Here is a 12,056-nt window from a genome sequence, read left to right on the forward strand (position 1 = left end):
GGGTGACAACGGTATTCGGAAGCTCACCGGTAGTTGTTGCTACACTGATGGCTATTATCCTGAATGTCATCCTGCCAAAAGAAGCAGAAAAACCTCAAAGCTAACTATTTGCAAAGCAAAGATAATGATAACAAAAAGTCAGGCACAAAGACTCCTCTTTGTGCCTGACTTTTTGTTACTATTCTGTTTGATCGCTGCCCATTTTCCACAGCCTTATTGCTTCCAGCCGATCTCTTACTGCTTTTTCTTCCCCCTGATCTCCGGGATGGTAATACGTTCTGTCCGCCATGGAATCCGGCATGCACTGCATATGAGTCAGCTTTTCTTCTGTGTCGTGGGCATACTCATATCCTTTCCCGTAATTCAGTTCTTTCATAAGAGAGGTTGGCGCATTGCGAAGGACGAGCGGAACCGGTTCTGCCCGCCTCTCTTTCACATCCCTCTTGCATTCCTCACATGCCGTATAGAGAGTATTGGACTTAGGCGCCATGGCAAGATAGACGACTGCATGTGTCAAATGGACATCGCATTCCGGCATTCCAAGAAAATGACAGGCCTGATACGCTGCTACTGCCACCTGAAGAGCCCTGCTGTCCGCCATTCCTACATCCTCACTGGCAAATCGGATCAGCCTCCTTGCAATATATAAGGGGTCTTCCCCTCCTTCCAACATCCGGCACATCCAGTAAATGGCCGCATCCGGATCACTGTTCCGCATGGATTTATGAAGAGCGGAAATCAGATTATAATGTTCCTCCCCTGTCTTGTCATAGAGAAGAGATTTTCTGCTGATACACTGTTCCATTCCCTCCTTCGTGACATGAATAGTGCCATCCGCTAAAATCTCGCCATTTAAAACCACCATTTCCAGCGTGTTCAATGCTGTCCTGGCATCCCCATTTGCAAACGAGGCAATAGCCAAAAGCTGGGGTTCTTCTATCTGTACTCTCTGCATACCAAATCCTTTGGGGCTTTCCAGTGCATGCTTTAACAATCTTAGGATATCTTCTTCCCCCAGCGCCTTCAGAACAAAGACCCTGCACCTGGAAAGAAGCGCTGCATTTACCTCAAAAGAAGGATTCTCTGTAGTGGCGCCGATCAGAATAATGCTTCCCTTTTCCACATAAGGCAGGAACGCATCCTGCTGTGCTTTGTTAAACCGATGGATCTCATCTACAAAAAGAAGAGTTTTTCTCCCCATTCTCCGGCTCATTTCCGCCGCTTCCATCACAGAGCGTATCTCTTTGATCCCGCTGGTGACAGCGCTGAAATTAATGAACTCTGCTTTTGTTCTCCCTGCAATAATACTGGCAAGTGTCGTCTTGCCTACTCCGGGAGGACCCCAGAAGATCATGGAGGAAATCTGATCCCTTTCGATCAGCTGTCTTAATATCTTCCCTTTTCCCAAAAGATGCTCCTGGCCTGCAAATTCTTCCAAAGAGGAAGGACGAAGGCGTGTAGCCAGGGGCACCATCTCCTGACGCTCGTCAAACAAAGTCATCTGTTCCATGATTTACAATCCTTCTATCGTATAAAATTTGTAGACTGCTTCGGTTCTTTTTCCGGAAGTCCGTATTTCTCTTTTCCAAGAGCAATGCTCTTCATGAGAAAAGACATATTTCTTGCCAGCGTACGCATTGTCTGCAGCCCTTCTTCATCCTGGGCAGCTTCGCCCGGCAGACGTCCGTGCACACTGTTCCAGTACTGGCTGGAGGCCACCGGCATCCCACTGATCGTAAAATATTTATTCAGTTCGTCGAACGTTGCAGAAAGTCCGCCTCTTCTTGCCACTACAACACTTGCTCCTACTTTCATAGCCTTGTCAAAAGGCGTACTGTAAAACAGACGATCCAGAAAAGCGATCAACGTGGCGTTTGCGGAAGCATAATATACCGGACTTGCCACAACCAGGCCGTCACACTGCCGGAACTTTTCAGCCGCCTCATTCACACTGTCATTAAACACGCATTTTCCATTCTTCATGCAGGAATGACAGGCGATACATCCTCTGATATCCTGATTTCCCACATGGAGAACTTCTGTCTCAATTCCTTCCTGGGCAAAGATTTTCTCCATCTCCTGAAGTGCGATGCTTGTGTTTCCCTGTGCGTGAGGGCTTCCGTTGATCATTAATACTTTCATACTGCTTTTTGCTCCTCTCTTTCCTAACCTGCGTTGCTTGCTGCAATCTTTACACGGCTCCACAGATCACTGATGATTTTCTTTGTATCTTCATTATACACGAAAACTTCATCATTTTCATTATCTGTCCGAGGAATGTAGGCATTGATTCCCTCATAGTCTCCGCCTTCTCCTGAAAGCACATCCATAACCTCCTGGTTAGCCGACGTATAGCCGACATAGCTGGAGTTGTCATATGCTCCGTCATAGTCGCTTGCATAATTAATAAATGCATGGGCGAGTTCCGGGTTTTTGGCGTTCTTCGGAATAACCATCGCGTCTGACCACAGGTTCGTACCTGATTCCGGCATATAGTAACCCATATTTTCATTTTCTGCCATGACATAGGATGCGTCACCGGAATAAATGAGTCCCAACGCCTTTCTTCCCTGAGCCATATTGTCAATGATCTCGTCTGTCACAATCTCCGTATCCATTGTCTCCACACACTGTACCAGCCAGTCATAGGCCTCCTGAAGCTCTGCCTCATTTTCTGTGTTCATGGAATATCCGAGAGCTTTCAGCGCCATCATAAAGGAGTCTCGTTCAGAATCATACAAATATACGTCTCCTTTGTATTTCTCATCCAGGAAAATATTAAATCCTTCCCGTTCCAGATCTTCCAGATCCACCTTTGTTTTATCATATACAATACCCACCGTTCCCCAGAAATAAGGTACGGAATAGTCGTTATCAGGATCATAAGGCAGACCCAGCACCGCATCGGAAAGTTTGTCAAAGCAGTCCAGTTTGGATTTGTCCAGTTTCTGCAGATAGTCTTCCTCGATCAGCCTTTGTATCATGTAATCGCTTGGAACTAAAATATCATAGGATTCCCCATTTGCCACCTTAATATACATCTGCTCGTTGGAATCAAAATTCTCCATAACGACGGTAGCCCCGGTCTCCTCTTCAAAATCACCGATAATATTTTCTCCTGTATATTCTCCCCAATTGTAGATATGAAGAGTCTGTCCCTCAAACGGTCTTGCGGTGCCTGTTCCCCGCATATTAACAGCAAATATTCCTATAATAAGCGCCATGCATACCAGCGCCGCCGGAAGGATCCTTCTTCTCTTGCCTATTACATCCTTGCTGCTTCGTTTTGCCGCAAGCAAAGGAGCAATATTGATAATAAGAAGGGCAATTGTAATGATCACAACTACGAGGGTGGACACTGCGTTAATACTTGGATTCACACGTTTACTCATAGTGTACACAACAATACTTAAGTTCTTTACCCCTCTTCCGGTTACGAAATAGGAGATAATGAAATCATCCACTGACATGGTGAATGCGATCAGTGCTCCTGAAACAATACCCGGCGTAATCTGCGGAACAATAACTTTCGTCAGCGCCTTCCAGGGCGTTGCCCCAAGGTCCATAGCCGCATCCGCCAGATTGGGATCCAGGGAGCGGATCTTAGGCATAACAGACAGCATAACATAGGGAATACAGAACGCGATATGGGCAAGCAGCATAGTCATGTAGCCTTTTTCTATTTTAAAAGTAATAAATAAGAGCATAAATCCTATAGCAGTCACAATTTCCGGATTCATCATCGGCAGATTGTTGACCTGCTCCATCACATCCCGGACAATTTTCTTTGCCTTACTTAGCCCGATCGCTGCAATCGTTCCTACTACCGTGGAAACAAAAGTTGCGATCAGCGCCACGCTGAAAGTAGTATAAAGCGCTGTCATCATATCCTGTGATTCCAGCATATGTTTGTACCAGCGAAGAGAGAAGCCTGTAAAGCTTGTCAGTGACTTTCCATCATTAAAGGAAAAGATCACCATGTACACAATAGGCAGGTAAAAAAAGATGATCGTCAGGATCATGAGCACCTTGCCAAAAGGGCGTTTTCCTTTTTTCATACTCTCTCCCCCTTTCCTCCCTGGTTATGGATCTCTATTTTGCGCACTACCATCATCAGCAGCATCATAATAACTGCCATGATCATAGAAATGGCGCTTCCGAAATTCCATTCACCTACAGTGATAAACTGGTTTTCAATCATATTTCCGATCAGGAAATACTGCCCTCCTCCCAAAAGTTTCGGGATAAAGAATGAGCTGACTGCCGGAAGAAATACGAGGGTAATCCCGTTGATCACTCCCGGAAGGGACAACGGCAGCGTTACCCGCCCGAATGTCTGGACAGGGCCGGCTCCCAGATCTGCACTGGCTTCCAGAAGAGAGTGATCCATCTTGCTTAAAGAGGTCTGGATCTGCAGAACCATAAAGGGCAGAAAGTTATAGACCATACCAAGAAGGACAGATCCTTCCGTATATAAAAGCTCAGTATTGCCAAGACCGAACAGGCCAAGGAATCTCTGTACAAGACCCCCTTCACTCAAAAGTCCGATCCATGCATAGGTACGGACAAGCATGTTGATCCACATGGGGATCGTCACGCACAGAATCAGGATATTCTGCACCTTTTCCCGGCTTCTGGCAATAAAATATGCCACAGGATAGCCCAGGATCAGACAGATAACTGTTGTTTTCAACGCAATAAAGATTGAACGCCACAGGATCAGCAGGAAATCCTTATCTGTAAAAAATTTGATATAGTGATCCAGTGTAAAGGAAAAGGATATAATGCTGTTTCCCTGCTCCATAAAGGAATACACGGCGATCAATGCCATGGGAAGCACCAGCATAAGCGCCGCCCATATAATATATGGCACTGCCAACTGTGAAAATCTTTTCATTTAGTATACCCCCCTGGACATAACATGAATATCTTCCGGGAAAAAGGTAAGACCTACCTCCTGTCCCTCTTCCGAGTAGTCAGTAGTATGGATCTTCAGTTCCCGTCCTGTTGTGGAGAATGTGATCTGGTATACCCCTTCTTTTACATCCTCCGGTTCAAAATCATAGTCAACGCTGATGTCAACGCTCTGGTCCTCATCACTCAATTTCCATCCCTGTGCTCCGGCCCATGTCTTAAGGTCTGTGTCAAGAGCCTGGGACTCTGTGATCTCATCCACTGTCTTGAAGAAGTTAAATGCCATGACCGCCTCATTTGCTTTTTCATTTTTTACGAAAGGCTGGTCTACCACAAAGATGGTACGCTCAATAGTGGTTCCGTTGGAAGTTGTAAAGGTAACGGGGTACTGTCCCTCCTCCCGTGAAAGCTCATATTCTACTTTTGCAATAGAAATAAACTCATCACTTTCCGGATCCCACGCCTGTGCGTTGGAAAGGGCAATGATCTCCTTGTCGTCCAGATCTTCCACATCATCAATATCCACATAGAAATTGTTGGCGCTGATCTTTTCCTTTCCGTCCTCACTTGTCACATCCTGATTGCGGATCACACGCATGTTGACTGTCACACTGGTACCAGGCACAGTTTCCACCATAATTTCATAGTGAACTCCCTTGAACAGGACGCTCAATACTTCTCCTGTCATTTTGCCCTTTTCAACATCCACAATATCAATATCTTCCGGACGGATCACCACATCCACCGGTTCGTTTTCCTTAAATCCGAAATCTACGCAGTCGAAGGTAATATCGTCAAAGCGCACCTTATAATCCTCAAGCATCACAGCCGGAATGATGTTGCTCTCTCCGATGAAATTTGCCACGAACCGGTTGGCCGGCTCATTATAGATATCCTGCGGCGTTCCCACCTGCTGGATCTCTCCGTTTTTCATAACCACGATCTTGTCAGACATGGTAAGCGCCTCCTCCTGATCGTGGGTAACAAAGATAAAGGTAATCCCGACTTCCTGCTGGATCCTCTTCAGTTCGTACTGCATCTCTTTTCGAAGCTTCAGATCCAGCGCTGCAAGAGGCTCATCCAGAAGGAGTACTTTCGGCTCATTTACCAGCGCTCTTGCTATGGCAACTCTCTGCTGCTGTCCTCCGGAGAGCAGCATGGTGTTTTTATCTTCAAATCCTTCCAGACCGATCAATTTTAACATTTTCATGACTTTCTGCTCAATGACATCCTTGCTCATTTTCTTGATCTTCAGTCCGAACGCAATATTTTCATATACACTTAAATGGGGAAAAAGCGCATATTTCTGAAACACTGTATTCAATTCTCTCTCATAGGGAGGCTTTTTACTGATCTCCTCTCCATCAAAAATGACCTTTCCCTCGTCAGCGTCCAGAAACCCTCCCAAAATGCGCAGAAGTGTCGTCTTCCCGCAGCCGCTTGGACCAAGCAGCGTTACAAATTCATTCTCATAAATGTCCAGATTGATCCCCTTCAAAACAATCTGTCCGTCAAAGTTTTTTACAATATCCCGAAACTCTATCAGCTTCTTCTCTTCCATCTTTCCTCTCCTCCTTAAAACATTGGCGGTGTTGTGATCCAAAGGATCTTGGCGTCACTGTTTCCGTGATTATACAGGTAATGGCTTTTGGATCCGTCCATATAAAATGTTTCCTTTGCCTTCACTTTGTACTTTTTACTGCCCTGTACGATCGTCACATTCCCCTTTAATACATAGCCAAATTCCTGTCCCTGATAAGCTGACATGATCTGGCTCTTTTTTCTGGGATGCAGTGTCAGGATGATCGGTTCCATCTGATTTTTCTGTGCATTGGGAACAATCCATTCAATGGTGCAGTCCTCCTGTTCATCCACAAAAAAATCCTGGGTCTGAAATACAATCTTCTTTTCTTCCTCCTCATGAAAGAAGTCGGACAGATTGCTTCCAAGAGCCTCCAGGATATCCTCCAGTGTCGCTATGCTCGGTGTAGTGAGATTTCTCTCCACCTGCGACAAAAAGCCCTTGGTCAGTTCACTTCTGGATGCAAGATCGCCTAATGTCAGATCGTTCTGCAGGCGAAGCTCCTTTATTTTCTTTCCGATATCCACGTTGACGCCTCCTGTTTTCTAATACTATACTTTTGGTTAAAAATTACCGAACAAATCCTATTATACATAGTTGCATATAAATTGCAATCTTTTTTTCAAAAAAAATCCTGCATTCCAGGTTCAAGCCCTGGAAATGCAGGATCTGCTTTTACTTTTTCTTTCTTTATATTACAGCATAGGTGCCATTACGCCGGCTACCAGTACAGATACGAGACATGCCAGTCCGCCTACTACCAGTTTCGGCATGATCTTTGACATCAGGTAAGCTCTTTCTTCCTCAGTCTCTCCTACTGCATTGCACACTTCATTGGAGATAAGGTAGGTAGTCGGGAATCCCAGCATCTGGCAAAATCCCACACCGAAAGCCAGTGGTTTGGAGCCGATGATCTTCCATCCGGGAAGAATTTTCATCATAATGAAAACCGCCACGATAGATACGGCAAACATGGCAACAACCGGGACGATCAGACTGATCAGGTCTGTAAGGGATATGGACGCCAGCGATGGGATAACCGCTGCAAATACAACCATGTTAATGAACCCTTTCAGTTTTCCTTTTTCCAGAATATCTTTTGGTACAATGCCGAGCGCTGTCACAATAACACCTATAACAAGGCACACGATAGAGTAATTTACATGGATGATTTCTGACAACTTATAGCCCACAAAAGCAAAGAATGCTGTCAAAAAGATACATACATTTGTTCCATAGTATTTGTCATATTTTTCCGCAAGCTTTACAAAAGATTTTTTCTCTGTTTGCTCTGCCTTTTCTGTCTTTTTGCTTCCTGCCTCTGCCGCTGCCAGAGTCAATCCTTTTTCCATTGCAGCCTGCGTCATAATTGTTGTTGCCGGAAGCGCTCCGTTAATGACCGGAATACTTGCCAGCACAGTAGCTTTTCCGATAAATGGAATCAACACCGGAACAAGGATAATAACTGCCGCGATTCCAAGCCAGGCAGTCAACACTGTACGCCATTCATCTATAAACTGTCTGATATTAAGCATTGTTCCCATACTGAACATGATCATCGGAACACTCCAGCTGGCTGCATCTGTCATACCTGCCCGATCAATAATGTCGGACGGGATTACCTTTGTCACAAAGAGGATCAAAAACAGCAACAAAGTAACAAACACTGCCGAAATTTTTGCCTTGGTGAGATTGGCAATGAGATCACCTACTGCAAATAATATAAGCACAACGCTAAACCATAATAACATATCTCCCATAACTTTACACCTTCTCTTTCTCTATAAGTATTTTCCCATCCAGTCTATGATCGCATTGATCCTGACAATGCGGTGAGACGGTTTCCCATTTCTTGACAGTCCGTGAGAATCCCCGTGAAACAGGATCATCTCTGTGTCCACTCCCGTCTGCTTGAGCGCCGTGAACATCTGAAATGCTTCTATTTCAGGACAACGGTAATCCCGGTCGCTGTGCATGATCAATGTTGGAGTCTTAACATTTTTCACATACTTTAAAGGAGAATGATCCCAGAGAGCTTCCTCCTTATTCCAGGGCGTCTTGTCTCCGGAGGATTGTTTCATTACTCTGTCTCCGAAATCACTGATAAGCCCCTCTGTCGTCAGATTACAGATTCCCCTCTGAGTCACAGCCGCCTTAAAACGATCTGTATGACCGATGATCCAGTTCGTCATGTATCCGCCATAACTTCCTCCTGTCACTCCCAGACGATTCTCATCAATTCCCGGATAGAGGCGGATACACTCATCTGTAAATTCCATGATCTGATCATAATCTTCACATCCCCAGCGATCCACCATCTCCAGAAACGAATTCCCTTTTCCATCTCCGCCATGAGGATTACAGTAGATAACATACATCCCCCTGGCCGCAAGACATTGCTTCAGATGGGTAAACATAGAACCGTACGCCCACTTCGGGCCCCCATGGATCAGCAGTACAGCCGGATATTTTTTTGTTTTATCCTCATCCACAGGAGGGATAACAAAGCCGTCCACTTCTTCTCCGTTTGATGCAAAAAAGGTCAGTTTCTCAGGCAGGGAAACTTTATGCGTTCCCATATAGTCGGAGGAAAAATCTGTCAGCTTCTCTTTTTGGCCGCTCTTCCTGTCAATCCGGTAGAGCTCTGTCAGCTGATAGTTTTCCAGGGCAAAAGTATAGATTTTATCTCCAAATACATCCAGTGACATAAATGCGTCTACAGATGCAATGGTACGGATGGTTTTTGTTGTCACATTGACCTCATCAAATACTGTTCTGCATCCGCGGATAACTGCTCCGATCAGACAGTCGCCGCTGACCTTCACGCCCTGTCCTCCGGTCTTTACAGAATCCACATCCAGCATTGTCGTAAACATTCCATCCGGTTTTGCCATCAGCTCCAATTCCCCTGTGTCTCTGTGATAAAGATACAGGTCATGATTTTCCGTCGCTGAACTTTTCAGTTGAGATGCCTGAAGCAGAATAACCTTCTCTCCCACATATTTTGCAAGACTGATCTGAAGTTTGCCTCCCTCTATCAGGGTTTTGTTCTTTCCTTCCGCCACATCGTACTCCACCAGAGTGTCAAACATAGGCTCACTATCCTCATAGTTCCTTCCAAAATAGAGAATCTTCTGGCGGTCTTCTGTTGTCGTACAGCCCCGCACTTCAAAATATTTCTCACTGATCCTGCGGATCTCTTTTGTTTCCTCTAAGTAGATTGCTGCCTGCATTCTCCGGCGCTGTCCAAGCGGCTCTCCGTCCCGGATAAACGGCTTATCCGTAAAGGTCCAGTAATCTTTCCCTTCCTCCGCACGGTCTGCGGTCTTTTCAGACGGATCTGTCGGAGCTTTAAACAGGATCAGCCATTCTTTTTCTTTTAACTGTTCCGGCACTGTACATACTCTCGGAATAGACAGGACTTTTTTCGCCTCTCCTCCTTCCAGAGAAAGGATGTAGAAATCTGTGCTTCCCGGCGCCGGGTTGGAACGCCTGGAAGAAAACATGATCTCCGTTGAAGAAATCCATTTATAGGCACCCACATCTCTTGTGGCAGTCAGGACTTTCTCTTCTCCTGTCTCCAGGCACAGTACCCTAAGTTCTGACTCACAACAATCTTTTTCTTTGTTCAGAAATGCAAACAGATAAGCGGCATATTTCCCATCCGGTGAGCAGGTGACATCATAGGGCAGCGGAAATTCGTACAGATCATTGGGTTCTATTTTTCTCTTTTCCATATTCCTACACCTCCTTATCTGTTTTCATTAGATATTTATCAAACCAGGCCTTCATCTCTTCCAGCCTCTTCAGCCTCTGTTTCGGTCTTCCCGATCTGGACAGCTCATGGTTTTCACCCTCAAACAGACATAGTTTCGCATCACATCCGTGCAGCTTCAGCGCTGCAAACATCTGGAATGCCTCTCCCATATAACAGCGATAATCCTTTTCTCCATGGATAAACAAGGTGGGGGTGGTACACTTATCAGCGCTGGCAAGCGGCGATTGTTTCCACTGAAGCTCATGATCTTCCATATGAGAGGCTCCGGTCTGTCCTTTGCAGAAATAATATCCGATATCAGTGGATCCTTCCATAGATGTCCAGTTCGCGATCGATCTTTGGGAACATGCCGCCGCGAAACGATCCGTATGCCCGATGATCCAGTTTGTCATAAATCCTCCATAGCTTCCGCCTTCTACTCCGATACGGGCGGCGTCAATATCCGGATATTTTTTCAGCACTCCGTCTGTAAACTCCATAAAGTCCTGATAATCTATCTCACCAAACCGGCGTCTGATATCTCCGAACTCATTTCCTCTTCCTTCTGATCCCCGTGGATTGCAGAAAAATACAAAATATCCTGCATTTGCAAACATCTGCATTTGATGCATAAATACCGGACCATAAGTAAGTCTCGGACCCCCGTGCATTGCCAGGATGCCCGGATACTTTTTACCGGGAACATAATCTGCCGGTTTCAGCACATATCCCTGGATCTCCCATGGAGCGTTCCCCTTTACTTCAATATACTCCGGCGTGCATACATCATACTCATCCTGAACAAAATCATTGAGATGAGTTAACTGGCAAAGTTTTCCGTCCTTACACTCGTAAAGTTCTTCCAAGCGGCTTTCGGTAAATGCAGTACAGACCAGCTTCTCGTCTTTCACATCCAGGAAATCAACGGAACCTTTATCTGTAATACGCAGACATTCCCCGCTCTCCATATCCAGCCGTTCAATGACGCAGTCCATATCCACAGTAGACGTAAAATACAAATATTTTCCGTCCTTTTTCATGGTCTGCCCGCCTCCCAGCTTCACATCTGTAGTCACAGTATTTCCTACACAGTGATGCTCATGGCTTAAGAGAAGTTTCTGCTCCTTTGTCTGAATATCAATGGTATAAAAGTCCCCATTCTGTCCATTTCCATATGATTCACCGTCTGTAAGATTCAGGACAGCCTTGTCCTGATACAGATCGAATCCCTTGATAAGATATCTCCCCGGCTCCAGCAGGCAGCTGCTTTTTTTCGCCGCTGTATCATAGAGATAGACTCCGTTTTTCAGGCTTTTGACATCTTCAAATTTCTGTCCGATATACAGAATACGTCCCTGTTCTGCCTTTACTCCTGCCACATTAAACATGGGATCTGTCAAAGCCTCGATCTTTCCTGTCTTTCTGTTGTAGAGATAGAGCCGGTTCCTGATACGGCTGATATATCCGCCTCCATTAACGGTAAAAGGAACCTCTCTGATATGTTCATATCCTCTGTTTTTATATTCCAGAAGCCGCTTCTTTTTTCGCTCTCGTCTAATCCCTCCACATCCGGTCTTTCATTATCGAAGGAGGCGATCACAGCATAATTGTCCCCTCCGACCGGGATGAGAGACGTTCCCTTTACAGGAAGAATGAAGCTTTCTTTTGCCTCTCCCCCTGTAATATCCAGCGTATGAAAACTCATGATCTCCTCTCCGCTTTTTATGGCTTCCTTTACCTTATCACTTCTTACAGAAGTCAAAACTACCAGCCTGTTAGAAATATTGCGGCTGTCAGCAAAAT

At 45.4% G+C, this 12,056-nt stretch carries 9 protein-coding genes and 2 pseudogenes; 1 reads left to right on the top strand and 10 read right to left on the bottom strand.

Going from position 1 to position 12,056, the window contains the following annotated elements; genetic code table 11:
• A pseudogene (locus WJ238_RS11945) lies at window positions 1-104 on the top strand (uracil-xanthine permease family protein); the annotation flags it as partial.
• Window positions 105-178: 74 nt separating this feature from the next.
• Here the strand turns inward: WJ238_RS11945 and WJ238_RS02645 are convergent.
• The 10 genes and pseudogenes from WJ238_RS02645 to WJ238_RS02690 all read right to left on the bottom strand — a co-directional run.
• On the bottom strand, window positions 179-1,510 hold the full coding sequence (locus WJ238_RS02645; RefSeq protein ID WP_230106290.1) for a replication-associated recombination protein A: 1,332 nt from the start codon (window positions 1,508-1,510) through the stop codon (window positions 179-181).
• 14 nt (window positions 1,511-1,524) lie between these two features.
• Window positions 1,525-2,142: a flavodoxin family protein gene (locus tag WJ238_RS02650; RefSeq protein WP_230106291.1), complete on the bottom strand. Its 618-nt coding sequence runs from the start codon at window positions 2,140-2,142 to the stop codon at window positions 1,525-1,527.
• A 23-nt stretch (window positions 2,143-2,165) separates the two neighbouring features.
• Complete coding sequence (locus WJ238_RS02655) at window positions 2,166-4,058, bottom strand: extracellular solute-binding protein (RefSeq protein WP_230106292.1); 1,893 nt, start codon at window positions 4,056-4,058, stop codon at window positions 2,166-2,168.
• On the bottom strand, window positions 4,055-4,897 hold the full coding sequence (locus WJ238_RS02660) for an ABC transporter permease (protein ID WP_230106293.1): 843 nt from the start codon (window positions 4,895-4,897) through the stop codon (window positions 4,055-4,057). The genes WJ238_RS02655 and WJ238_RS02660 overlap by 4 nt, the downstream gene beginning before the upstream one ends.
• A 498-nt stretch (window positions 4,898-5,395) precedes the next feature.
• Window positions 5,396-6,475, bottom strand: a pseudogene (locus WJ238_RS02665) (ABC transporter ATP-binding protein); the annotation flags it as partial.
• A 14-nt stretch (window positions 6,476-6,489) separates the two neighbouring features.
• On the bottom strand, window positions 6,490-7,023 hold the full coding sequence (locus WJ238_RS02670; RefSeq protein ID WP_230106294.1) for a helix-turn-helix domain-containing protein: 534 nt from the start codon (window positions 7,021-7,023) through the stop codon (window positions 6,490-6,492).
• Window positions 7,024-7,191: 168 nt separating this feature from the next.
• Window positions 7,192-8,256: a hypothetical protein gene (locus tag WJ238_RS02675; protein ID WP_337606063.1), complete on the bottom strand. Its 1,065-nt coding sequence runs from the start codon at window positions 8,254-8,256 to the stop codon at window positions 7,192-7,194.
• Between the two features lie 21 nt (window positions 8,257-8,277).
• Entirely contained in the window at window positions 8,278-10,233 is a 1,956-nt protein-coding gene (locus WJ238_RS02680; protein ID WP_337606064.1) for an alpha/beta hydrolase family protein, read from the bottom strand.
• A 4-nt stretch (window positions 10,234-10,237) separates the two neighbouring features.
• Window positions 10,238-11,641 (bottom strand): alpha/beta hydrolase family protein, encoded by a 1,404-nt coding sequence (locus WJ238_RS02685; protein ID WP_337606065.1) that lies wholly within the window; start codon window positions 11,639-11,641, stop codon window positions 10,238-10,240.
• Between the two features lie 8 nt (window positions 11,642-11,649).
• A partial coding sequence (locus WJ238_RS02690) for a hypothetical protein (protein ID WP_524536983.1) occupies window positions 11,650-12,056 on the bottom strand: 407 nt, incomplete at its 5' end.

Source organism: Claveliimonas sp., assembly GCF_037273965.1.
Classification (GTDB): domain Bacteria; phylum Bacillota; class Clostridia; order Lachnospirales; family Lachnospiraceae; genus Claveliimonas; species Claveliimonas bilis.

Coding starts and splice junctions, on each gene's coding strand:
- WJ238_RS02645 (WP_230106290.1), bottom strand. CDS start 1,510: ATGGAACAGATGACTTTGTTTGACGAGCGTCAGGAGATGGTGCCCCTG.
- WJ238_RS02650 (WP_230106291.1), bottom strand. CDS start 2,142: ATGAAAGTATTAATGATCAACGGAAGCCCTCACGCACAGGGAAACACA.
- WJ238_RS02655 (WP_230106292.1), bottom strand. CDS start 4,058: ATGAAAAAAGGAAAACGCCCTTTTGGCAAGGTGCTCATGATCCTGACG.
- WJ238_RS02660 (WP_230106293.1), bottom strand. CDS start 4,897: ATGAAAAGATTTTCACAGTTGGCAGTGCCATATATTATATGGGCGGCG.
- WJ238_RS02675 (WP_337606063.1), bottom strand. CDS start 8,256: ATGGGAGATATGTTATTATGGTTTAGCGTTGTGCTTATATTATTTGCA.
- WJ238_RS02680 (WP_337606064.1), bottom strand. CDS start 10,233: ATGGAAAAGAGAAAAATAGAACCCAATGATCTGTACGAATTTCCGCTG.
- WJ238_RS02685 (WP_337606065.1), bottom strand. CDS start 11,641: ATGTTTAATGTGGCAGGAGTAAAGGCAGAACAGGGACGTATTCTGTAT.